Source organism: Xanthobacter sp. NM-59 (genome assembly GCF_021401125.1).
Lineage (GTDB): Bacteria > Pseudomonadota > Alphaproteobacteria > Rhizobiales > Xanthobacteraceae > Xanthobacter.
This window is the reverse complement of the sequence record NZ_JACBFQ010000010.1, coordinates 107,558-130,922: the sequence shown is the minus strand read 5'-3', so window position 1 is coordinate 130,922 and position 23,365 is coordinate 107,558. Positions and strand designations below refer to the sequence as shown.

21 protein-coding genes are annotated in these 23,365 nt (G+C 68.9%); 9 read left to right on the top strand and 12 right to left on the bottom strand.

The window, feature by feature from the left end:
* Positions 1-472 precede the first annotated feature (472 nt).
* The 7 genes from coaA to hisB form a co-directional block, all read right to left on the bottom strand.
* Positions 473-1,444, bottom strand: a complete 972-nt coding sequence (coaA, locus tag L0966_RS17190) for a type I pantothenate kinase (protein ID WP_234053196.1) — start codon at positions 1,442-1,444, stop codon at positions 473-475.
* Between the two features lie 21 nt (positions 1,445-1,465).
* A complete protein-coding gene (locus L0966_RS17185; protein WP_234053195.1) occupies positions 1,466-1,822 on the bottom strand; it encodes a phosphoribosyl-ATP diphosphatase in 357 nt (118 codons plus the stop codon).
* A gap of 74 nt (positions 1,823-1,896) precedes the next feature.
* On the bottom strand, positions 1,897-2,673 hold the full coding sequence (gene hisF / locus L0966_RS17180) for an imidazole glycerol phosphate synthase subunit HisF (RefSeq protein ID WP_234053194.1): 777 nt from the start codon (positions 2,671-2,673) through the stop codon (positions 1,897-1,899).
* A gap of 7 nt (positions 2,674-2,680) precedes the next feature.
* Positions 2,681-3,418, bottom strand: coding sequence for a 1-(5-phosphoribosyl)-5-[(5-phosphoribosylamino)methylideneamino]imidazole-4-carboxamide isomerase (gene hisA, locus L0966_RS17175; RefSeq protein ID WP_234053193.1), 738 nt, complete (start codon positions 3,416-3,418; stop codon positions 2,681-2,683).
* Positions 3,406-4,053 (bottom strand): imidazole glycerol phosphate synthase subunit HisH, encoded by a 648-nt coding sequence (gene hisH, locus L0966_RS17170; RefSeq protein WP_234053192.1) that lies wholly within the window; start codon positions 4,051-4,053, stop codon positions 3,406-3,408. Before hisH ends, hisA begins: the two co-directional genes overlap by 13 nt.
* Before the next feature lie 6 nt (positions 4,054-4,059).
* On the bottom strand, positions 4,060-4,548 hold the full coding sequence (locus tag L0966_RS17165; protein ID WP_234053191.1) for a DUF2628 domain-containing protein: 489 nt from the start codon (positions 4,546-4,548) through the stop codon (positions 4,060-4,062).
* A gap of 21 nt (positions 4,549-4,569) precedes the next feature.
* Complete coding sequence (gene hisB, locus L0966_RS17160) at positions 4,570-5,163, bottom strand: imidazoleglycerol-phosphate dehydratase HisB (protein WP_234053190.1); 594 nt, start codon at positions 5,161-5,163, stop codon at positions 4,570-4,572.
* Positions 5,164-5,332: 169 nt separating this feature from the next.
* Here hisB and L0966_RS17155 point away from each other — a divergent pair, with 169 nt between their 5' ends.
* The 3 genes from L0966_RS17155 (at position 5,333) to hslU (ending at position 8,220) form a co-directional block, all read left to right on the top strand.
* On the top strand, positions 5,333-6,127 hold the full coding sequence (locus L0966_RS17155; RefSeq protein WP_234053189.1) for an alpha/beta fold hydrolase: 795 nt from the start codon (positions 5,333-5,335) through the stop codon (positions 6,125-6,127).
* Between the two features lie 165 nt (positions 6,128-6,292).
* Positions 6,293-6,841 carry an ATP-dependent protease subunit HslV gene (hslV, locus tag L0966_RS17150; protein WP_234053188.1) on the top strand — a complete coding sequence of 183 codons (549 nt, stop codon included), beginning with the start codon at positions 6,293-6,295 and terminating at the stop codon, positions 6,839-6,841.
* A 68-nt stretch (positions 6,842-6,909) separates the two neighbouring features.
* Positions 6,910-8,220 (top strand): ATP-dependent protease ATPase subunit HslU, encoded by a 1,311-nt coding sequence (gene hslU / locus L0966_RS17145; protein WP_234053187.1) that lies wholly within the window; start codon positions 6,910-6,912, stop codon positions 8,218-8,220.
* 45 nt (positions 8,221-8,265) lie between these two features.
* On the opposite strand, the gene L0966_RS17140 is transcribed toward hslU, so the two are convergent.
* The 4 genes from L0966_RS17140 to L0966_RS17125 all read right to left on the bottom strand — a co-directional run bounded on the left by L0966_RS17140 (position 8,266) and on the right by L0966_RS17125 (position 11,520).
* A complete protein-coding gene (locus L0966_RS17140; protein ID WP_234053186.1) occupies positions 8,266-9,399 on the bottom strand; it encodes a hypothetical protein in 1,134 nt (377 codons plus the stop codon).
* Between the two features lie 87 nt (positions 9,400-9,486).
* Complete coding sequence (locus L0966_RS17135) at positions 9,487-10,332, bottom strand: sterol desaturase family protein (protein ID WP_234053185.1); 846 nt, start codon at positions 10,330-10,332, stop codon at positions 9,487-9,489.
* 202 nt (positions 10,333-10,534) lie between these two features.
* Positions 10,535-10,789: a cysteine rich repeat-containing protein gene (locus L0966_RS17130; RefSeq protein WP_234053184.1), complete on the bottom strand. Its 255-nt coding sequence runs from the start codon at positions 10,787-10,789 to the stop codon at positions 10,535-10,537.
* Between the two features lie 419 nt (positions 10,790-11,208).
* Positions 11,209-11,520 carry a hypothetical protein gene (locus tag L0966_RS17125; RefSeq protein WP_234053183.1) on the bottom strand — a complete coding sequence of 104 codons (312 nt, stop codon included), beginning with the start codon at positions 11,518-11,520 and terminating at the stop codon, positions 11,209-11,211.
* A gap of 179 nt (positions 11,521-11,699) precedes the next feature.
* On the opposite strand from L0966_RS17125, the gene L0966_RS17120 reads away from it, so the two are divergent.
* Both L0966_RS17120 and L0966_RS17115 read left to right on the top strand, forming a co-directional pair.
* Positions 11,700-12,410: a response regulator gene (locus L0966_RS17120; RefSeq protein ID WP_234053182.1), complete on the top strand. Its 711-nt coding sequence runs from the start codon at positions 11,700-11,702 to the stop codon at positions 12,408-12,410.
* Positions 12,410-13,810: an ATP-binding protein gene (locus L0966_RS17115; RefSeq protein ID WP_234053181.1), complete on the top strand. Its 1,401-nt coding sequence runs from the start codon at positions 12,410-12,412 to the stop codon at positions 13,808-13,810. The genes L0966_RS17120 and L0966_RS17115 overlap by 1 nt, the downstream gene beginning before the upstream one ends.
* 741 nt (positions 13,811-14,551) lie before the next feature.
* Here L0966_RS17115 and L0966_RS17110 read toward each other — a convergent pair.
* On the bottom strand, positions 14,552-15,886 hold the full coding sequence (locus L0966_RS17110; protein ID WP_234053180.1) for a lytic murein transglycosylase: 1,335 nt from the start codon (positions 15,884-15,886) through the stop codon (positions 14,552-14,554).
* A 329-nt stretch (positions 15,887-16,215) separates the two neighbouring features.
* On the opposite strand from L0966_RS17110, the gene galU reads away from it, so the two are divergent.
* The 4 genes from galU to L0966_RS17090 all read left to right on the top strand — a co-directional run bounded on the left by galU (position 16,216) and on the right by L0966_RS17090 (position 22,729).
* Entirely contained in the window at positions 16,216-17,100 is an 885-nt protein-coding gene (gene galU / locus L0966_RS17105) for a UTP--glucose-1-phosphate uridylyltransferase GalU (RefSeq protein ID WP_234053179.1), read from the top strand.
* A gap of 142 nt (positions 17,101-17,242) precedes the next feature.
* Positions 17,243-17,878 (top strand): DUF1007 family protein, encoded by a 636-nt coding sequence (locus tag L0966_RS17100; RefSeq protein ID WP_370640786.1) that lies wholly within the window; start codon positions 17,243-17,245, stop codon positions 17,876-17,878.
* Positions 17,875-18,924: a nickel/cobalt transporter gene (locus L0966_RS17095; protein WP_234053178.1), complete on the top strand. Its 1,050-nt coding sequence runs from the start codon at positions 17,875-17,877 to the stop codon at positions 18,922-18,924. Before L0966_RS17100 ends, L0966_RS17095 begins: the two co-directional genes overlap by 4 nt.
* 319 nt (positions 18,925-19,243) lie before the next feature.
* Positions 19,244-22,729: an indolepyruvate ferredoxin oxidoreductase family protein gene (locus L0966_RS17090; RefSeq protein ID WP_234053177.1), complete on the top strand. Its 3,486-nt coding sequence runs from the start codon at positions 19,244-19,246 to the stop codon at positions 22,727-22,729.
* Positions 22,730-23,365 lie beyond the last annotated feature (636 nt).

Genomic DNA, 23,365 nt, shown 5'->3' with positions numbered 1-23,365 from the left:
GCCGGCTCGCTGCCGGGTCGACCTGTCCGACATCTCGCGCGCCGTCCCCAGGGGCGGAGGATGAAGCCGCAGTGGGAGGAGAAACCCCGCGGTTTGACGAAACTGGCCACGCGCGGAGCCGGTCGGTGGAGCCAACCCGGGGCGCTCGGGCCTTTGCCGTCGAAGGGAGGCGAGGGCCCGGCGTTGGCGTCGATCGCGGGCGGTATCGGCGCGGAGCAGGCACCCCTGCGGGCCTTTTGCGAAGGTGAAATTGAACAAGCCGGCGCGCGGCGGAGCGCTCGCGCCGCAGGCGCGCCCGATGCGCGGTCTGGCCGGTGCCGCGTGAGAGAGTGGCGTTTCAGGCCTGCGGCGCGCGGGCCGGGGACCTCGCGGTCGATCGGCCCCGGCTTCCGGCGGGGGGGTGGCCGGTCGGGGGCCGTTGCCCGGCTGTTGCCCGGCGCTCCTCAGGGACACGCCGGAGCCGCGTCGCGGCTCAGAGCCGGCGCAGGCTCACCTCAGCCACCTCGTGGTCGCCGGCCTTGCGCAAGATGAGGTCCGCGCGCTGGCGGGTGGGCAGGATATTGTCCTTGAGGTTGGGCATGTTGATGGTGCGCCAAATGGACAGCGCCCGCTCCCGCGCGCCCTCTTCCGTCAGCTTCGAATAGCGGTGGAAGTAGGAGAGGGGGTCGAGGAAGGCGGTGGAGCGCAGCCGCATGAAGCGGTCCACGTACCAGTCCTCCAGAACGTCTTCCTCGGCATCGATATAGAGGGAGAAATCGAAGAAGTCGGAGACGAAGGGGATGGCTTTGCCGTCCTTGGGTGGACGGGTGGTCTGCAGCACGTTCAGCCCCTCGACGATGAGGATGTCGGGGCGGTCCACTTCCACCATTTGGTCCGGCATCACGTCATAGAAGAAGTGGGAATAGAGCGGCGCGCGCACGCGGCGGCGGCCGGCCTTGATGTCGGTGAGGAAGCGCAGCAGCGCCGGCAGGTCGTAGCTTTCCGGAAAGCCCTTCTTCTCCATCAGCCCTTCGCGCTTCAGCACCGCATTGGGGTAGAGGAAGCCGTCGGTGGTCACCAGATCCACCTTGGGGGTGTTGGGCCAGCGGGCCAGCAGGGCCTGCAGCACGCGGGCGGTGGTGGACTTGCCCACGGCCACGGAGCCTGCGATGCCGATGATGTAGGGCATCTTGCCCTCGCCCTCGCGCTCCCCGTCCTTCTGGTCGAGGAAGTAGCTCATGGCGCGGAAGAGCTTCTGCGTCGCGGCCACATAGAGCGAGAGCAGGCGCGACAGAGGCAGATAGATTTCCGCCACCTCGGCGATGGAGAGGTGGGCGTTGAGGCCTTCCAGCCGCGCGATCTCGTCGGGGCGCAGCGTCATGGGCGTATCGCGCCGCAGTGACGCCCATTCGTCACGCGAGAAGGTGCGATAGGGAGAGAGGCTGGAGTCGATCCGGCGGTCCATCCTGGTGCCCCCGCTTCGGTCCTAGCTCTTCGCCCGGCTGGCTTTTTCGGCAAGGCCGGACTGGCCCGTGCGCCGGCCAAGCTCGGCATGGATCTCGCTGAGCGCGATGCCGCGCGCCTTCAGCACCACCATGAGATGGTAGAGGAGATCCGATGTCTCGGAAACGACCTCCTCGCGCGGGCCGGACACGGCGGCGATCACCGTTTCCACCGCCTCCTCGCCCAGCTTCTGGGCGCACTTGGCAATGCCCTTGTCGAGCAGGGAGCGGGTGTAGGACGCGCTCGCATCCGCCTCGGCGCGGGCGGCGATGGTGCTCTCGAGATCCGCGAGGGTGAAGGTCTCGCCGGCGGTGGTGTCACTGGTGGCGGTTTCGCTCATGGGGCACCCGATTGTTCGCCGCGCCGCGCGCGGACGGGTGGAAGGAGGCGTGATTCGTGCGGGCGCGACGGCGCTCACACATCCAGGCGCACCGGCAGGCCGGCATCCGCCAGCCGTTCCTTGGCCTGGCGGATGGTGAAGGTGCCGAAATGGAAGATGGAGGCAGCCAGCACCGCCGAGGCTCCGCCTTCGCGGATGCCGTCCACCAGATGGTCGAGGGTGCCCACGCCGCCGGAGGCGATCACCGGCACATGCACCGCGTCCGACACCGCGCGGGTCAGCGCGCAGTCGAAACCCTGGCCGGTGCCGTCGCGGTCCATGGAGGTCAGCAGGATCTCGCCAGCCCCCAGGTCCACCACTTCGCGGGCATATTGGATGGCATCGATGCCGGTGGGCTTGCGCCCGCCATGGGTGAAGATCTCCCAGCGGTTGTCCTCGCCGGGGGCGCTCACCTTCTTGGCGTCGATGGCCACCACGATGCACTGCTCGCCGAACTTTTCGGCCGCCTCACCCACGAAGGCGCGGCGGTTCACGGCGGCGGTGTTGATGGAAACCTTGTCCGCGCCCGCGTGGAGCAGGGTGCGCACGTCTTCCACCGTGCGCACGCCGCCGCCCACGGTGAGGGGCATGAAGCATTGCTCGGCGGTGCGGCGCACTACGTCGAGAATGGTGCCCCGGTTCTCATGGCTGGCGGTGATGTCGAGGAAGGTCAGCTCGTCGGCGCCGGCGGCGTCATAGGCGCGGGCCGCCTCCACCGGGTCCCCGGCGTCGCGCAGGTCCACGAACTGGACACCCTTCACCACGCGGCCGTCCTTCACGTCGAGGCAGGGAATGACGCGGACTTTCAGCATGGCACACCTATCGTCCGGCCACCAGGGCCAGCGCCTCGCGCGGGTCGAGCCGGCCATCATAGAGGGCGCGGCCGGTAATGGCGCCCTCAAGCTTGGCGGCGCGCGGCGCCAGCAGGTCCTCGATATCCTTCAGCGAGGCCAGCCCGCCGGAGGCGATGACGGGGATGGACACCGCGTCCGCGAGGGCGATGGTGGCATCGAGATTGAGGCCCTTCAGCAGGCCATCGCGGGCGATGTCCGTGTAGATGATGGCGGAAACGCCCGCATCCTCGAACCGCCTGGCGATGTCCACGGCGGGCAGGTCCGAGGTCTCGGCCCAGCCCTGCACCGCCACGCGCCCGTCGCGCGCGTCGAGCCCCACGGCCACGCGGCCGGGATGGGCCTTGGCGGCGGCCTTCACGAAGTCCGGGTCACGCACGGCGGCAGTGCCCAGGATGACGCGGTTGATGCCCTTTTCCAGCCAGGTTTCCACGGTCGCCATGTCGCGGATGCCGCCACCGAGCTGCACCGGGATGGAGACGGTCTCCAGGATGCGCTCCACCGCGGCGGCGTTCACCGGCTTGCCGGCGAAGGCGCCGTTGAGGTCCACCAGATGGAGATAGCGGAAGCCGAGGGTTTCGAACTCCGCCGCCTGGGAGGCGGGGTCGTGGTTGAACACGGTGGCGCGCGCCATGTCGCCCTGTTCGAGGCGAACGGCGAGGCCGTCCTTCAGATCAATGGCCGGAAAAAGGATCACGGATGCCACTTCAGGAAGTTCGCGAGCAGCGCCAGGCCCAGGGTCTGGCTCTTCTCGGGGTGGAACTGGGTGCCGGCCACGTTGTCGCGTGCGACCATGGCGGTGATGGTGCCGCCATAATCGGTGGTGGCCACAAGGTCGAGCCCCTCGGCCGGCTTCATGTGATAGGAATGCACGAAATAGGCGTTGAGCCCGCTTTCCCCGGTGCGGATGCCGGCGAGCAGCGGGTGCTCGCGCGCCGGGTTCAGCGTGTTCCAGCCCATGTGCGGGATCTTCAGGTGCGGATCCGACGGCGCGATGCGGATCACCTCGCCCTTGATCCAGCCCAGCCCCTCGGTGACCTTGTGCTCAAGGCCCCGCTCCGCCAGCAGCTGGGCGCCGACGCAGATGCCGAGGAAGGGCCGGCCCTTCTGCTGCACCGCCTCGGTCATGGCTTCCACCATGCCGGGCACGGCGTCGAGCCCCGCGCGGCAATCGGCGAAGGCGCCGACGCCGGGCAGCACCACGCGGTCGGCGCCGCGCACCACGTCCGGGTCGCTGGTGACGACGACGGTCTCATGGCCCACGCTCTGGGCGGCGCGCTCCATGGCCTTGGCGGCCGAGTGCAGGTTGCCGGAATTGTAATCGATGATGGCGACGGTCATGGAACCTCAATTCCCCGGAAAGGCGCCGATGACGGACGGGCCGTGAACCCCGGCGGGCGCCATGGGCGCGCGCTCCCGGCGCGGGGCGAGCGCTTCCGGCGCGGCCGGGCGACGCGGCGCCCAGGCGGAGAAGAAGCGCTGTTCGGCGATATCGCGATTGGGCGCGATCACCGCCCCTTCCTCCACATAGCCCTGGCGGACGAGCTTGCGCGCCCGCAGCGCGGGCAGCTCCAGGGCCACGAGCAGGTTGAAGCCGATCATCACCACTTCCACGCTCGCGTTTGGCACGCCGGAGGCCTGAAGGGCGAGGCCCACCAGCACCGACACCGCCACATAGGCCGCCAGCACCAGCCACAGCCGGTTATAGATCAGGACCAGAGGGGCAAACAAAAAGGCGAGCCAGGAAAAGGCCTCGCGCACGAACACCACGCGCCCTTCCGGCGCCGCCGCCGTGTCTGCGGGGCGGGTGCGGGAGAAGACCGAGAAGGTCGCCATGGGGTGCTCCCGTCCGTTCCTTCAGCTTCCGAGCGCGCCCTTGGTGGAGGGGATTTCCCCCGCCGAGGCCGGATCGATGGCCACTGCCGCGCGCAGCACCCGGGCGAGCCCCTTGAAGCAGCTCTCCGAGATATGGTGCGCGTTGAGACCATAGAGCGTCTCCACGTGCAGCGTCACCCCGGCATTCATGGTGAAGGCCTGGAAGAACTCGCGCACCAGCTCCGTGTCGAATTCACCGATCTTGGCGACCGGGAATTCGGTGCGGAACACCAGGAACGGCCGGCCGGAAATGTCGATGGCGACCCGGGTCAGCGTCTCGTCCATGGGCAGAAGGCAGTCCGCATAGCGGGTGATGCCGCGCAGGTCGCCCAGCGCCCGCTTCACCGCCTGGCCGAGCACGATGCCCACGTCTTCCGTGGTGTGGTGGAAATCGATGTGGAGATCACCGACCGCCTTGATGGTGAGATCGAAGCGGGCATGACGGGCGATGGCATCCAGCATATGGTCCAGGAACCCGATGCCGGTGGAGATGTCGGATTTCCCCGTTCCGTCGAGATCGACGGAAACAGAGATTTTCGTCTCCTTCGTCTCACGAACGATGTCTGCCTTGCGCATGATCGCCTCTGGACCACCTTCAGGAGGCCGTTGGGACCCCTCCAAGGCAGCGGGTTCTAGCAGCATCCCTGCTGCAACGCCATATGGCGATGCGATGACACCGTCGCGAGTTGGGGCCGATTGCACCGGTTCGCCGCCGAAGATTGGATTGTAGCCAACGGGAAACGCAATGCCGACCGCATCCAATGACGGAATTGTGCTGGATTATCAGGTGACCGGCGAGGGGCCGGCTCTCCTTCTCCTCTCCGGCCTCTCGGCCCAGCGAGCCTTCTGGGGCCTGGTCCGGCCGCGGCTCGCGGGCTTCACGCTCATCGAATTCGACCCTCGCGACATCGGCAAGAGCAGCCTTGCCCAGGGGCCCTACACGGTCGCCGACATGGCGCGCGACGCGCTGGCTGTGCTGGATGCGGCGGGCATCGGCAGCGCCCATGTGATCGGCCATTCCATGGGCGGCGCCATCGCCCAGGAGCTCGCCATCATGGCGCCGCAGCGGGTGGGGCGCATGGTGCTGGCCAACAGCTTCGCGCGGCATGATCTCTATAGCCGGCAGATCATGCAGCTTTTGGGCGACCTTCGGCGACAGCTCGACGATGAATTGGTGTTCGGCGCCGCCCTCACCAGCTTTGTCATCGGCGAGCACATGCTGAGGCGCAATGCCCTTTACGATTTCGTCCAGGCTGCGCTCGACGCGGGCCTCACCCAGCCCAAGGCCGCCTTCCTGCGCCAGCTCGAGGCCTGCCTCGCGGCCGATACGCTGGATCGGCTCCATGCCATCCGGGTGCCCACCCTGGTGCTTTATGCCGACGGTGACCGCCTGTTCTCCCCCGCCATGGCGCGGGAGCTGGTGCTCGGGCTGCCGGGGGTGGCGGACCTCGACGAGCTCGCGGACAGCGGCCATTGTCCCATGGTGGAGCAGCCGGAAGCCTTTGCCGACGTGGTGCGGCGCTTCCTCGCCGCGGATTGAGGGGCGCGCCTTTTCCTGCCCCCTTTGCGCTCACGCATTGCGCACGGCGCGGAACGGCATAAGTAAGCCCCAGGCGGAGCCCACCCGGTGGCGCTCCACGCCAGGAAGTCATGCGCCGCGCCCAACGCCCCGCCGGGGGCAGGCGCGGCCCGAGCGGAGCGCTTGATGCATTCGTCCCCGGATACCATTTACGGCACCACCATTGTTTCCATCCGCAAGGGCAGTCGGGTCGCCATCGCCGGTGACGGGCAGGTGACGCTGGGCAATACGGTGCTGAAGGCCAATGCGCGCAAGGTGCGGCGCCTGGGGCGGGGGGATGTGATCGGCGGTTTCGCCGGAGCCACCGCCGACGCCTTCACCCTGTTCGAGCGCCTGGAAGGCAAGCTGGAGCAGTATCCCGGCCAGCTCCAGCGCGCCGCCGTGGAACTGGCCAAGGACTGGCGCACCGATCGCTATCTGCGCCGGCTGGAAGCCATGATGATCGTGGCCGACGCCACCGTGACGCTGGTGCTCACCGGCACCGGCGACGTGCTGGAACCGGAGGCGGGCATCGCCGCCATCGGCTCGGGCGGGTCCTATGCGCTGGCCGCCGCCCGCGCTTTGGTGGACCACCAGGACGATCCGGAAGCCATCGCCCGCCGCGCGCTGGAGATCGCCGCCGACATCTGCATCTACACCAACCGCAACGTCACCGTGGAGACCATCGGCGCCTGAGGGCCGCCGGGTTTCGCGCGCGCTCAGCCCCGCGCACGGATGCAACACCGCCAGGATACCAGACCCGCATGAGCAGCGACTTTTCCCCCCGCGAGATCGTCTCCGAGCTCGACCGCCACATCGTCGGCCAGGCGAACGCCAAGCGCGCGGTGGCTATCGCCCTGCGCAACCGCTGGCGCCGGCTGAAGCTGGACGACAAGCTGCGCGAGGAGGTGCTGCCCAAGAACATCCTCATGATCGGCCCCACCGGCGTCGGCAAGACCGAGATTTCCCGCCGCCTGGCCAAGCTCGCGGGCGCGCCCTTCCTCAAGGTGGAGGCCACCAAGTTCACGGAAGTGGGCTATGTGGGCCGCGACGTGGAGCAGATCGTGCGCGACCTCCTGGAGGTCGGCATCGCTTTGGTGCGCGAGGCCAAGCGCAAGGACGTGCAGGCCAAGGCCCATCTCGCCGCCGAGGGCCGCGTGCTCGACGCCTTGGTGGGTGCCAACGCTTCCCCCGCCACCCGTGACGCCTTCAGGAAGCGCCTGCGCGCCGGCGAGCTGGACGACAAGGAAGTGGAGATCGAGCTGCAGGCGGGCGGCGGTGGCATGCCCTTGTTCGAGATTCCCGGAATGCCGGGCGCGCAGATGGGCGCCATCTCTCTGGGCGACATGCTGGGCAAGGCCTTTGGCGGTCGCGCCAAGCCCCGCCGCGTGACGGTGAAGGAGGCCCACCCCCTTCTTCTCACGGAGGAGGCCGACAAGCTCATCGACCAGGATGCCACCGTGCAGGACGCCATCCATGCGGTGGAAAATAACGGCATCGTGTTCCTGGACGAGATCGACAAGATCGCCGGCCGGGAGGGTCGCTCGGGCGCCGACGTCTCCCGCGAGGGCGTGCAGCGCGACCTGCTGCCGCTGATCGAGGGTACCACCGTGTCCACCAAGCATGGGCCGGTGAAGACGGACCACATCCTGTTCATCGCCTCCGGCGCCTTCCACGTCTCCAAGCCTTCGGATCTTCTGCCGGAGCTGCAGGGCCGCCTGCCCATCCGGGTGGAGCTGGAGGCGCTGACCCGGGCCGATTTCGTGCGCATCCTCACCGAGACCGAGGCGAGCCTCGTCAAGCAGTCGGTGGCCTTGATGGAGACCGAGGGCGTCAGCCTCACCATCACCGCCGACGCGGTGGAGGCCATCGCCGACGTGGCGGTGGAGGTGAATGCCAGCGTGGAGAATATCGGCGCCCGCCGGCTGCAGACGGTGGTGGAACGGGTGCTGGACGATCTCTCCTTCACCGCCCCCGACCGCTCCGGCGAGACGGTGCTGATCGATGCGGACTATGTGCGCTCGCGCGTGGCGGACCTCGCCAAGAACGCCGATCTCAGCCGCTTCATCCTCTGAGTATGTCTGGAGCCGGGGGTGTTTCCCCCGGCTGGCCGGGGCCGGTCAGCCCGCTTCTGCGGTGGCCATGATGCCGGTGATGGCCGGAATGACCTGGGTGCGCATCAGCCGCCCGTAGAACAGGGCGAAGTGCCCCGCCTGGGGCACTATCAGGCGGGCGCGGCGGCTGTCCGGCACGTTCACGCACAGCTCGTGAGCCGCCGCGGTCTGGCTGGGGGCGGAAATGTCGTCCTCCTCGCCCTCGATGGTGAGGAGCGCGGTGTCGCGCAGGGCCGCCGGGTCCACCCTGTGGCCGGCGACCGCGAGGCTGCCATGGGCCAGGGCATTGGCCCGGAAGATGGTGGCCACATTCTCCATGAAGAATTCGCCGGGCACGTCCATCAGCGTCCAGCACAGCCGTGCCAGGGGGTAGCGGATGGGGTCCTCGCCCTCGTCGAAGGCGAGCTGGAAGGGCAGCCGCCCACCGGTGATGCTCTGGCGCCAGAGATAAAGGGCGAAGGTATCTGTTTGCCGCCATGCGGGAAAGACCCGCCGTCCCCAGCCGGGAAAGCGCTCGGGCACGGTCTCGATGATCTGTTTTTCCAGTGCGTCCAGGGAGCGGTCCTGAAGCATCCGCCACAGCCGGGTCGGGTTGCGCGAGGGGTCGATGGGCCCGCCCATGAGGGTGAGGCTGGCTGGCGCGAGCCCTTCATCGGCCAGCAGCAGGGAACTCACCAGCGCCGGCACCGTGCCCTGGCACACGCCCACCACATGGGTGGTGGTGCCGTCTTCCATCAGCGCCCGCACCATCTGGGCGGTCTCGATGCAATTGTCGGCGAAGCCGAAGGGGCCGGCGGAAACCGGCACGTAGCGCGCATCGGGCCAATCGGTGATGGCGACCTCGTCGGCCACCGCCAGCAGCGACACCACCAGATCGCGCATGAGGAAGGGAAAGCCCCCCGCCATGGGCGCCACCACCAGCACGCGCCGGCCGGTCGCGGGCGGTGCCCCCGGTCCCGCGCGCCTGAAGCTGCGCAGCAGGCCATAGGGCAGGTGGCCGCGAATGCTCTCCTCAATGCCGAAGTCCGCTTCGGTCAGACAGACATGGCTGATACCGAGCGGACGGAACGCGTCCTCATCGAGGCGCCGGCGGAGATCCGGCGCGCCGGGCGTGAGAGGACGATGGTCGTCGAACCACATGACCCACTCCTAACGCAGCTTGCCCGATGCTAGCAGGGGACAAGCCTGCGCCGCGAGGGGGTGAGATGTCCAACCTGAGGATGTATCTCAGGATGGAGGGCCGAACAGCACCGAAAGCCGTGCCCGGATGCCCCGTGCGACCCAGGCATCCTTCAGCATCGGCGCCCAGCCCACCACCACGATGGCCAGCGGATGAGTGGCGCGCGCACCGCCGGCGAGGCCGAACACCAGCGATTCCCCCGCGGGTGTGGGCGCGAACGTGCCCAGCAGGCGGTCGAACACAATCAGCACCCCGCCAAAATTGCGATCGAGGCAGGAGGGGTTGGCCGCGTGGTGCACCAAATGGTGGCGGGGCGTGTTCAACACCCACTCCAGCGGCCCCAGATGCGGCGGGTGGGCGAGGTGCAGGAAGAATTGGTAGGTGAGGTTCAGCCCCAGCATGCCGAACACCGCCAGTGGCGGAAACCCCAGCAGCACCAGGGGCAGGTAGAACAGGAGGCCCCCGGTGAGCGGCCCGCCCCAGGCCAGGCGCACCGCCGCCGTGAGATTGATGCGGCTGGAGGAGTGGTGCACCGCATGGCTCGCCCACAGCCAGCGCACCCGGTGCATGGCGCGGTGGTGGACGTAATAGGTGAAGTCAACTGCCACGAACAGCAGCGCGGCCATCAGCGGCCCGTTGATGGACAGGTCGAACAGCCGGTATTCCGCGACCAGCATCACCGGCCCCGCCACCAGTCCGGCCGTGAGCACGCCGATGACCTTATTGCCCGCCGCCACCACCAGGGAGGCGGCGGATTCCGACCCATCGTGCGCGTGCGCGCCCTGAAGGCGGAGCCAGGCGAACTCGCCGCCCATGAGCAGCAGCGCGAGAGCGGCGAAGGTGAGCCCGGCGCCCGGCGTCGCGCCCTGAAGCGTGGTGAAGAGGCCCATCATGTCATCCTTTCCTGGCACCTGCCGCGCCTGGCCCCACCGCGCCTGGCCCCACCGCGCCTGGCCCCACCGCTCCTGGCCCCACCGCTCCTGGCCCCGCCGCGCCACAAGCAGCCGCTTTCGCGGCGATCGGGCGTCGAGAAGGGGCGCGGGGGTTCCCCCCCGGCCCCTCGCGGGCGAGAAGCCGGGCCGGGGCCGGTCGACCTTATTGCTTGGCCTGCGCGGCGGCGGCGATGGCGGCCTTACAGGCCGCTGAGACCTGGTCCGACTTTTCCATCAGGCAGGCCTTGATGCGGCCGCCGCCGGGCTGGATGCCACCGCACAGGGTCTTCACATCGGCCCCGCAGGCCTTCTGCAGGTCGGCCAGCGACTGCGCGAAGGCGGGAGCGGACATGAGAAGGGCGGAGCCGGTGAGAAGCGCGGCCAGCGCGCGGACGGGGGTACGGGTGAAGGCGGACATGGCTAGTCTCCTATGATGACAATGGCGGATGCGGGGACCATGGCCCCCTTGGGTGGCCGCGGCCCGGATGCGGCGGTACCTGCGGGCACTCCCGCGTTCTGCGGAAGCGGGAGTGCTCTAGAAGTTTGATTTCACGTGTATTTCACGCAGGGGCCTTGAACCCGCGTCGCGCGAAGGCGCTCCGGGGCGAACTGAATGTCAGGGCACCGCTTGAGGCCGGTGCTCTCCCGCCAAGGTGCCCGCGATTGCCCCCTGGTGGGGAGGGCGAAGCGTTTGGAGCGCAGGCCCACAAGCGTGGCGAGCGGCAATGCCGGCGACAGAGCCAAAGCCGCTCCGCCGTCAGGGCCAACGGTGCGCGGGTCTCGCCCGCACGCGGGAACGGCCTCTAGACGTCCTTGTTGCTCCGGTGTCGATCGACCCTAGCGGCTGACGCTCACCGAGCCGGAGCGGGTGACGCTGCCGCCGGCGGGGCCGGTGGTGGTGCGCCCATAGCTGAGGGAGGAATTGCCGCTGGCGGACACGGAGCCGGAGCGGGACGCGCGATAGCCCTGGGGCCCGGTGACACTGGCGCTGCGCGAGCAGGTGCCGCCGGCGCAGCCCCCCGAGGCGCTGGCGGTGGTCGTGCCCCGCGCGGTGGTGACGGAGCCGGAGCGCTCCCAGGCCCCGGCCGGCGCGATGGCCCCGAGGCTCACGGTAGCGGCGATGAATGCGGACAGCATGATGGGCTTCATGTGAAAATCTCCTTCGCAGTGCGCCGAGGGGGGCTTCCCAGGCCGGGCCGGTCGCGATGGCGGCAGAGTGGGCGGTGGCCTTTGCCCGCGAATTGCACGGCGGCCCGCTGGCGTAACGTTTTGTAACGGGCGCGTCGCTGTGCATTGATGCCGGGCCGGATCACCGCGAAAGTGGGGCCATGCCGCTGCAACGCACCATCCTCCTGGTGGAGGACGACCGCGAGATTCGCTCGCTTCTGGCCGATTTCCTCGGACGCGAGGGCTTCGGCGTGCTCGCCGCCGAGGACGGCGTCACCATGGACCGCCTGCTTCATTCGGCCCGGCCGGACCTGGTGGTGCTGGATCTGATGCTGCCGGGGGAGGATGGCCTGTCCATCTGCCGGCGCCTGCGGGCGCGGAGCAGCCTGCCCATCCTCATGCTCACCGCCAAGGGCGACGACGTGGACCGCATCGTGGGCCTGGAGATGGGCGCGGACGACTATCTGCCGAAGCCGTTCAATCCACGCGAGCTGCTGGCCCGCATCCGCGCCGTCCTGCGGCGGACAGAAACACAGGGCGCCCCGGAGCCCACCCGCCGTCTCGCCTTCGCCGGCTTTGTGGCGGACCTGGATGCCCGCGGCCTCACCCACGCCGATGGCGTGGTGGAGCTGACCTCGGCCGAGTTCGAGCTGCTCGCCTGCTTCCTGGAACGGCCCAAGCGGGTGTTGTCCCGCGACCAGCTTCTGGATTGGACGCGCGGGCGCACCGCCGACCCGTTCGACCGCACCATCGACGTCTCCGTGAGCCGCCTGCGGCGCAAGCTCTCGACGGTGGATGGGGAGGCGGGCGGCTTCATCAAGACCGTGCGCAATGGCGGCTATCTGTTCGCCCTGGACGTGCGCGTGCTGTGATGGGGCCGCATCGTTTTGGCATCGCCGCGCGGCTGGCGCTGATCGTGGTGGGCGCGCTGGCGCTGGTGCAGCTGCTGATGGTGGCGGCCTACATGGTGGAGCGCAGCCGCGCCATGAATGGCCAGGTCACCATCGTCCCGCTCATGGGGCAGATCGCCGCCGTGGCGCGGGCGGCGGAGGAGATCGCGCCTGCTCAGCGGGAACTGGCCCTGGAGGCCGCCACCAGCACCGGCTTTTCGCCACGCTACCTGGCCGAGGTGCCACACATGCGCACCACGGCGGTGCTGGCGCCCCTGGCCCAGCGGCTGCGAAACCTTCTGGGCGGCGATCCGCAACGGCAGGTCATGATCAGCCTGCTCACCTCCCCCCGCCTGGGCGAGCAGCCGGTGGAGCGGCTGAGTGATCTTTCGGGCGCGCGGCTGCGTGTGGTGGTGGCGCTGCGCCAAGGCGGCTTTCTGGAGGTGACGGCGGGTGGGGACCTGGTGGTGCGCCTGCTTGGCCTGCCGGTGGGCATGCTGGCCGGGGTGCTCGGTTTCCTGGTGGCGTTCGTGGCCCTGCTGGCGGTGCGGCGGGAGGTGCGCCCCCTCACCGATCTCGCGGCGGCGGTGGAACGGTTCGGCGCCGACCTGGAGCCCAAGGAGGTCGTCGAGCGTGGCGCACCGGAGGTGCGCGCCGTGACGCGGGCGGTGAACGCCATGCAGGCGCGCATTTCCGAGCTGGTGCGCAACCGCACCCTCGTGCTCGGCGCCATCAGCCACGACCTGAAGACCTACATCACCCGGCTGCGGCTGCGGCTGGAGCTGATGGAGCCGGACGCGCTGGTGGCTAAGGCCAAGACCGACGTGGAAGACATGCAGGCGCTGGTGAATGACGCGCTATCCTATGCGCGGGCCGCCTTCGCCGGGGCGGGCGCCGAGCCGGTGGACCTCTCGCCCCTGGCACGGGCCGAGCTGGACGCGCGCCTTGCCCAGGGCGCGGCCATGACGCTCGCGGGGGCCGGCGGGCCCCATCTGGTGCTGGGCACGCCGGGCGCGCTGGCGCGGGTGCTGGCGAACCTGGTGGGCAATGCCCTGGCCTATGGCGGCCGCGCCGATGTGAGTCTGGCGCCGCGCGGCGACAGTGTGGAGCTCATCGTCGAGGACCGCGGACCCGGCATTCCGCAGGCGGCGCGCGAGGCGGTGTTCGAGCCCTTCTTCCGTCTGGAGCCCTCCCGCAACAGGGAGCGCGGCGGCGCAGGCCTCGGCCTCACCATCGTGCGCCAGATCGTGGAGGCCCACGGCGGACGCATCGAGATCGCGGATCGCGCCGGCGGCGGCGCGCGGGTGATCGTGGCACTGCCCCGCCTCGACAGCGGGCCGGCGGGCGGCGTGCCCGGCGGGGACCTTGCCGGGCACGGCTGAAGCAGGCGGCGCATAGCGGTGCCGGATGAGCGGGCGCCGGCAGGATGGGCGTTCGGCTGTGGACGTGGCCTGCGTCGCTGCGCGGCCTCGCGTGGTTGAAGCGGGAAGCCCGTGGCGCAGCCGAGGGGCGGGCGTCTCTAAGATGGCTGCTCGGCGGCGGACGCGGCCTTTGTCCCTGTCAGTCCGCGCCGGATGTTTCCCCGTCGCCGCGTGGTTCGGTGACCGTGGGCCCGGATGGCCCCTTTTGGAAGGGCGCTTCGTCCTGGTGGCTGGCGCAAGGGTGGGGCTGTGGCGCAGGGGACTGGCGGTCAGGCGCGCTTGGGCCAAGCGGCCCCCGCAGAGAATGCGCGCGCAGTGGCTGCCCGCAACGTGGTTCGGCGCCCCTGGGCCCGGACGGCCCCTTTTGGAAGGGCGCTTCGTCCTGGTGGCTGGCGCGAGGGTGGGGCTGTGGCGCCGGGGGCTGGTGGTCAGGCGCGCTTGGGCCAAGCGGCCCCCTCAGGGAATGCGCGCGCAGTGGCTGCCCGCAGCTACGGCCGCATCAGCTTTTCATGGATCCGCTGAGGCCCGCTATCCCTTTGTTTCGACGCGCTTCGTTCAAGCCCCCCGGCGACCGCTTCGGCCGCGAAGGGGCATCCGGCGAAAGGGACCTGCGCGCGCCCGTCATGCAACGGCCCGTCCTCGGCGGAGCTGGGGCGCGCGGCGGGAGAGGGGCGCGGCGCGTCCCCCTCCGTGCCGCAGGGGTCAGCGGCGCATCTGCTCCAGGAGGGCGACGTCCGGATAGCCATCGGGCAGGAGGCCGCGGCGCACCTGATAATCCTGGATGGCGCTCTTGGTCTTCTGGCCCAGAATGCCGTCCACGTTGCCGATGTCGTAGCCCATCTGGGAGAGGCGGCCCTGAATTTCCAGCCGCTCCGCCTTGGAGAGGCCGCGCTCTTCCTTTGGCCAGGCCTGGGCGAACTCGCCGCCGCCGCGCAGCCGGTCCGCCAGGTGGCCGATGGCGAGGGCATAGGCATCGGCCGGATTGTACTTCAGGATCGCGTTGAAATTGCCGAGCATCAGGAAAGCGGGGCCGTTGGCGCCCGCCGGCAGCAGCAGATAGGCCTGGTCCGAGGCGCGCGGAAAGCCTTTGCCGCCCGGCCGCGTCACGCCGAGGCTCGACCACTGGCCCAGCGACTGTTTGAAGGTGCGATTGACGTAGCGATAGTCGAAGCCCTTGGGCAGCACCACCTCGTAGCCCCAGGCCTTGCCGAACTCCCAACCGTCCAGCTTCAGGTTGTTGGCGGTGGAGGCGATGATGTCGGGGATGGAATCCACCACGTTGCGCCTGCCGTCGCGGTCGAAGTCCACGGCGAAGCGCTGGAACGAGGTGGGCATGAACTGGGTGGGGCCGAACGCGCCCGCCCACGACCCTTTCAGGTGGTCATAGGGCACGTCGTCCTTGTCCAGGATCTGCAGGGTGGCGATGAACTCGTCGCGGAAATAGTCCTGCCGCCGGCCGATGCAGGAGAGGGTGGCGGTGGAAACCAGCACGTTGCGGCTGCCGATGCCCTTGGGGTCGCCATAGGTGGATTCGATGCCCCAGATGGCGGCCACCGCGTAGCGGTCCACGCCATAGGCGCGCTCCACCTGGTCGAAGATGGGCTTGTAGCGGGCCAGGATCTCCTTGCCCTTCTTCACCCGCCAGTCGCTCACCAGCATGGTGACATAGGCGCCGGTGGGCTTGGAGAATTCCGGCTGGCTGTCCAGGAAGTCCATGATCTTCATGTCGGGCTGGAGCGAGCTGGTGTAACGCTCGAAGGTCCGACGCGACACGCCCTTGGACTGGGCGAGCGGCCACATGGAGGCGATGCAGTTGGGGAAGTTCGCCTGGGCCGCGGCAATGGCCTGGGGCGTCATTTCCGGATGGCCGCCGCCGCTCTGCTGCTGGGGTGCGGCAAAGCCGTTGAAGCCGCCGAAGATGGAGCCGGTGGTCTGCGCCTGGGCGCTCGCAGGCGTAATCAGACAAGCCGCCGCCAGGGCCAGGGCGGCGCCAAGCAGGCCCTTGACCGCGGCGCCCTCAGTGGTCGTGGAAGCCATATGGTGAACCCTCGTCGCATCTCGCGCCGCCATTGGCGGCCATTCGCGGCTTTTGCCGTTTCGTCCCTACTGGGCGTCCAACCTGGTTGCGCCAAGGTTAACATGGGCCCGGAATTTGCGCCTTTTAGAGGGCGCGGACCGGTCGGAGCGGTGGTGGTCGTGGGATCGGCGCCAGATGTCTTCCGCAGCGTCATGGGGTTTGGCTGCGGTTAGGGAAACATCAACCATGAACTGCCAGATTTCGGCCTGCATTCTGATTGATAGCTGCGCGGCATTCATGTGCCCCAGGGGCTGCGGAGCCTCCAAAAAGTCAAGGCGGACTTCACGATATGCGTAAGCCCATTCGCAAGGCCATTCTGCCCGTGGCGGGCCTCGGCACCCGTTTCCTTCCGGCCACCAAGGCGGTGCCGAAGGAAATGCTGACCGTGGTGGACCGCCCCGTGGTCCAGCATGTGGTGGACGAGGCCCGGGCGGCGGGCATCGAGCACATCGTGTTCGTGACCGGGCGCAACAAGGCCGTGATCGAGGACCATTTCGACCGCCAGTTCGAGCTGGAGCGCACCCTGCAGGAGCGCGGCAAGACCAAGGAGCTGGAGCAGCTCGACCGCGATACCCCGAAGGCCGGAACCACCTCCTTCACCCGCCAGCAGCTGCCTCTCGGCCTGGGCCATGCGGTATGGTGCGCGCGCGACCTCATCGGCGACGAGCCGTTCGCGCTGCTGCTGCCGGACATGCTGCACATGGCCAAGAACGGCAAGGGCTGCCTCGCCACCATGGTGGAGGCCTATAACGAGACCGGCGGCAACATGCTCTCGGTGTACGAAGTGCCCGACGACCAGACCCACCAATATGGCATCGTTGGCACCGGCGCCTCTCACGGCAAGGCCCAGGCCATCACGCAGATGGTGGAAAAGCCCAAGCCCGGCACCGCGCCGAGCAACCTTGCCATTTCCGGCCGCTACATCCTCCAGCCCACCATCTTCGACCTGCTCGCCAAGCAGGAGCGCGGCGCGGGCGGTGAAATCCAGCTCACCGACTCCATGCTGAAGCTGAAGGAGCAGGAGAATTTCTACGCCGTCACCTTCGACGGCGCCATCTATGACTGCGGCTCCAAGATCGGCTTCCTCATGGCCAATGTGGCCTATGCCCTCTCGCGGCCCGACATCGAAAGCGACTTCCGTGTTGCCCTGAAGCAGATGCTGGAGAGCAACTGACGGGGCGCGCCCGGGTGGCCGGCTGGCGTGGGGCGGCCTGCGCCGCCACCATTCCGGCACGTTTCCAGGCGAGAGCAGCAAAGCGAGCCGGTGCCGGGCGGAGAATCAGCAAGGGTGAGGCAGGGGTGAGGATGGAGCGAACATGATGGTGCGTTTCGCGCTGTTGGCCCTTGTGCTGACGATCGCCGCCGCGATGCCGCGCCCGGCATCCGCCCACCCGCACGTGTGGGTCACCATGCGCACCGAGCTCGTCTACGGGCCGGACGGCGACCTGACCGGGCTGCGCCAGGCCTGGACCTTCGACGAAGCCTTCACGGCCTTCGCGCTCCAGGGGCTCGAGAAGCAGAAGGACGGCACCTATGGCGACGATGTGCTGAAGCCGCTCGCACAGGTGAACGTGGATTCGCTGAAGGAGTATGACTATTTCGTCACGGCCAAGTCGGCCACCGCGAAGCTCGCCTTCGATGATCCCGTCGACTACTACCTGACCTATACCGACGACGCGCTGACCCTCCACTTCACGCTGCCTTTGAAGAAACCCTTCCCCGCCAAGGGAACGCTGACGGTGGATATCTACGACCCCACCTACTTCATCTCCTTCACCTTCGCCGAGAAGGATCCGGCCAAGATGGTGGACGCCCCCGCGAGCTGCAGCATGAAGGTGGATTCGCCTGAACAGCAGAATTCGCCGCTCGACGAATCCTTCTTCGCGAAGCTGTCGGCCTCCAGCAATTACGGCGCCCAATATGCCGACAAGATCACGGTGAAGTGCCCGTGACGCCAAGCACCTGGATGGCTCCGGCCTCTGCTTCGGCCAAGTGGCTCGCCGGCGCCGTGCTGGTGGCGGTGAGCCTTGCGGCGTTCGCCCTGCTGGTGGCGCTTCTGTTCTTCCCCGATTTCGCTTTCGCCCAGTCCCTGGGACAGGCGGTGAGCCAGGGGGCGGCGCCCGGCGGCGCCCGGGCCACGCCGTTCGGGCTTGGGGGTGGGGTGCATCCGTCCGGCATCGGCGGCTACATCATCGCCCGACAGGCGGAATTCTATCGCGCCCTGGTGCAGGCCGTGCGGGCCGCCAAGACCGATGGCCACGGAGCGTTCTTCCTGGTGGGCCTCTCATTCGCCTATGGCGTGTTCCACGCGGCCGGTCCCGGCCACGGCAAGGCGGTGATCTCCTCCTACCTGCTGGCCGATGGCGGCACCCTGCGCCGCGGCGCGCTCTTGTCGCTGGCGGCGGGCATGGTGCAGGCGGTGGCGGCCATCGCTTTCGTCGGCATCTTGGCGGTGCTGCTCGGAGCCACCGCGGTGTCCATGGCGCGGGCCATGAACGTGGTGGAAATCGCGGCCTATGGCGGCATCGCCCTGTTCGGGCTCTATCTCACCTTCACCAAGGGGCGAAGCCTGCTGCGCGCCCTGCGGGGTGATGAGCCGCATGGCGCCGATTGCGGCTGTGGCGATGTCCATGCGCCCGACCCGGTGCTGGTCGCCAGCGGCGGCTGGCGGCGGGCCCTGGTGGCGGTGGTCTCGGCCGGCGCGCGGCCCTGCTCCGGCGCGATCCTGGTGCTCACCTTCGCCCTCTCGCAGGGGGTGTTCATGAGCGGGGTGATGTCCGCCTTCGCCATGGGGCTGGGCACGGCCCTCACTGTCACCGGCATCGCCGCCCTGGCCGTGTACGGCAAGCGCTTCGCGGTCTGGCTGGCGGGCGGAGACGGGCGCTGGGGCAGCATCCTGCGCGGTGGGGTGGAACTGAGCGCCGCCGTGCTGGTCATGCTGTTCGGCCTTGCCCTGCTGACGGGCTACCTGGAAAGCGAGCGGCTGCTGCCGGGCTGACGCTCGCCACGCGGCCATATCCTGCGGCAATGCCGGGCGACCATGCGGGCGAGGGGCGATTCTCGCTGCGCTGCGGGGGCGGCGGGGCCTTGCGCGTGCTGCGCCGCCGTCCTTTCCATCTTGCATTGCACTAAAATTCGTCATGCCCGTTTTTGGAGCAATTTCGTTGCGCCGGGAGCGGAAACAACGAAATTGCCGGGTGCGACACTCCGTGTCAGCCTAAAGTTGAACGGCTGAGGGCCGCCCATCTGGCCGCAGTCCGGAGCGATCCGGGCGGGGGCGGGGGCGGCCGAAAGACGAGCCGGCACGGAGGCGCCCCATGGCATTGAAGTCGGTCTCGCTGGACGACAAATACGACCTTTCACAGGAACGGCTGTTCGTCTCTGGCACCCAGGCGCTGGTGCGCCTGGCCCTGATGCAGAAGGCGCGCGACCGGCAGGCGGGCCTCAATACGGCGGGCTATGTGACCGGCTATCGCGGCTCGCCATTGGGCGGGCTCGACCAGCAGTTCACGCGCGCCGAGAAGATCCTCAAGGCCAATGACATCAAGTTCCAGTCGGGCCTTAACGAGGATCTCGCCGCCACCGCTTTGTGGGGCTCCCAGCAGGCGGAACTGCGGGGCGAGGGGCGGTTCGACGGCGTGTTCGGCCTTTGGTACGGCAAGGGGCCGGGGGTGGACCGTTCCGGCGACGTGTTCCGCCACGCCAACAATGCGGGCACCTCGAAGCATGGCGGCGTGCTGGCTTTGATGGGCGATGACCACACCTGCGAGAGCTCCACCACCGCCCACCAGAGCGAGTTCCATTTCGTCGACGTGATGATCCCCGTGCTGAACCCGGCCGGCGTTCAGGAGATCATCGATTACGGCCTTTATGGCTGGGCCCTCTCGCGCTTCTCCGGCGCCTGGGTGGGGCTGAAGGCGGTGAAGGACACCATCGAGTCCACCGCCATCGTGGACGGCCGGCTGGACCGGGTGGAGATCATCCATCCCGCCGATTTCATCATGCCGCCGGGCGGGCTCAATATTCGCCTGGGCGACACCGCCATCGCCCAGGAAGAGCGGCTGCAGGAGCACAAGCGTGATGCCGTGCTGCACTTCCTGCGGGCCAACCGGCTCAACCGCCTTGTCACCTCGGGCGGGCCGCGCGCGCGCATCGGCATCGCCACGGTGGGCAAGAGCTATCTCGACGTGCGCCTGGCGCTGGACGAATTGGGCATCGACGAGGTGCGCGCCAACGACCTGGGCATCCGCATCTGGAAGGTGGGCTGCCCCTGGCCGCTGGAGACCGAGGGGCTGAGGGACTTCGCCCGCGGGCTCGACCTCATCATGGTGGTGGAGGAAAAGCGCTCCCTCATCGAGGTGCAGGTGCGCGAGGAGCTCTACGGCACCGCCAACCAGCCGGTCTGCATCGGCAAGAAGGACGAAAGCGGCAACTGGCTCTTCCCCGTGAAGGGCGCGCTCGACCCCAACGACATCGCCATCGCGCTCGGCAGGCGGCTTCTGGCCTATGGGCCCATCGCGGATATCGCGGCCCGCGTGGCGCGGCTGGAGGAGGCGCAGAAGGCGCTTGCGGCAACCCAGGACGTGGCCACCCGCATTCCCTATTTCTGCTCCGGCTGCCCGCACAATTCCTCCACCAAGGTGCCGGAGGGCATGCGCGCTTATGCGGGCATCGGCTGCCATTACATGGTGCAGTGGATGGACCGGGAGACCACCGGCTTCACCCAGATGGGCGGCGAGGGCGCCAATTGGGTGGGCGAGGCGCCCTTCTCCAAGCGCGGCCACGTGTTCCAGAATCTGGGCGACGGCACCTACAATCACTCGGGTTATCTCGCCTTGCGCGCCGCCATCGCCGCCAGGGTGAACGTGACCTACAAGATCCTGTTCAACGACGCGGTGGCCATGACCGGCGGCCAGCGCCACGACGGGGACCTCACCGTGCCCGTCATCGCCCGCCAGGTGGCGGCGGAGGGCGCCGAGCGCGTGGTGGTGGTGACCGACGAGCCGGAAAAATACCCGGCCGGCACCCTCTGGCCGGCGGGCCTCACCATCCATCACCGGGACGAGCTGGACGCGGTGCAGCGCGAACTGGCGGCCATTCCCGGCGTTACCGTGCTCATTTACGACCAGACCTGCGCGGCGGAAAAGCGCCGCCGCCGCAAGCGCGGCGCGTTCGCCGACCCCGACATGCGCGTCATTATCAATGAGCGGGTGTGCGAGGGCTGCGGCGATTGCGGCGTGAAGTCCAACTGCGTCTCGGTGCAGCCGCTGGAAACCGAATGGGGCCGCAAGCGGGAGATTGACCAATCCTCCTGCAACAAGGACTTTTCGTGCGTGAATGGCTTCTGCCCCTCCTTCGTCACCGTGCACGGGGCGAAGCCGAAGAAGGCGGAAGCCATTGCGGGTCGGGCTGGGGCGTGGCCTGAGCTGCCCGAGCCGGCGCTGCCGCAGATCCACGGCACCTATTCCATCATCGCCACCGGCGTCGGCGGCACCGGCGTCGTCACCATCGGCGCGCTGCTGGGCATGGCGGCGCATCTGGAGGGCAAAGCCTGCGGCATGATCGACATGGCCGGCCTCGCCCAAAAGGGCGGGGCTGTCTACAGCCACATCCGCCTTGCCAACGATCCGGCGGACATCACCGCCATCCGCGTTCCGGCGCGCGGCGCCGATGTGGTGCTGGGCGGCGACATCGTGGTGGCGGGCACCCGCAAGGTGCTGGCGGCGGTGAAGCCGGGCGAAACCCTGGTGGTGGTGAATACCCACGAGGTGATGCCCGGCGATTTCACCCGCAACGCCGACTATTCCCTGCCCACCGCGCGCATCCGGAGCACCATCAGCGCGGCCGCGGGGGAGGGTAACACCCATTTCGTGGAGGCGAGCCGGCTGGCGACCGCCTTGTTCGGCTCGTCTTTGGCGCAGAACATTTTCATGCTGGGCTATGCCTACCAGTTCGGCGCCCTGCCGGTCTCCGCCGAGGCGCTGAACCAGGCCATCGCGCTCAATGGCGAGGCGGTGGCCATGAACCAGGCGGCCTTCCTGTGGGGCCGTCGCGCCGCCCACGATCCCGCCGCCGTCGAGGCCCTGGTGGCGCCCCAGAGCGGGGCGGGGGCGCAGAGCGATGCCCGCCGCCTGTCCCAAAACCTCGACGAGGTCATCGCTCGGCGGGTGGAGGAGCTCACGCGCTATCAGGATGCCGCCTATGCCGCGCGCTATCAGGCGCTGGTGACCAAGGTGCGCCGGCGCGAGGCGGAGGCCGCCCCCGGCCGCACCGACCTGACCGAGGCGGTGGCGCGCAACCTCTTCAAGCTCATGGCCTACAAGGACGAATACGAAGTGGCGCGGCTCTATGCGGACGGCGCTTTCCTCAAGCAGGTGGCCTCGGCCTTCGAGGGCGATCTGAAGTTCGAGTTCCATCTCGCCCCGCCGGTGTTCGCCCGCCCCGATCCGGCAACCGGCGAGCCGCGCAAGATGCGCTTCGGGCCGTGGATGCTGCGGGCCCTGGGGCTGCTGGCGAAGCTGAAGGGGCTGCGCGGCACGGCGCTGGATCCCTTCGGACGCAGTGCAGAGCGGCGGACCGAACGGGCGCTGATCACCGATTACGAACGGCTGATGGGAGAAGTGCTCGCCGATCTCGACGGCGGCAATCACGCCCTGGCCGTGGCGCTGGCCTCGATCCCGGAGAAGATCCGGGGTTATGGTCCGGTGAAGGTACGGCAGCTCCAGGCGGCCAAGGCAGAGGAGGCGGAACTGCTCATGCGCTTCCGTGCCCCGGCGCCCATCCGCGCGCAGGCGGCGGAATAGCCGCGCCGGCAAGTGGGCCGCCGCGCGCGGACCCCCCATGGCACGTGCGCGCTGATCGCCATCCGGCGGTTGCCAGGGCAATGGCACGCCGCCCCTCCACCCGGGCATCCTGGTTCAAACCCCTCCCTCCCTCCCGCTTGCGGGGGGAGCGGGCTGTGGTGGCGGAGAGCCCGCGCGGATCACGGATCGCCCCGCGTACGGCTGACGATCCGGCCGCCACGGTCGAGCGGCTCTTCAATGCGACGGGCCAGGCAATGCAGCGGACGACCGCCCGGTCGCTCTCTCCGCCTGCGGGAGAGGGGTGGAGAACCGGCCGCAGTGGCGGAGAGCCAGCGCGGATCACGGGTCCTCCGCGTGCGGCTGGAGGTTCGGCCGTAGTTGTCAGGTGGCTCTTCATGGCGGGCCAGAGCAATGCGGTGGTTGGCCGCCCGGTCGCGCCTTCCCCGCATGCGGGGAAGGGAGCGGGCTGCGGCGGGGAGAGCGGCGCCTGATCACGGATCGCCCCGCGTGCGGCTGGCGATCCCGCTGCCACGGTCGGCTGGCTCTTCAATGCGGGCCGGACCCGCACGGCCGTGGGCCGCTCCCCCTCCCGCTTGTGTGGGAGATTTTGGGGGCACAGCGGTGGTGGGCGAGAAG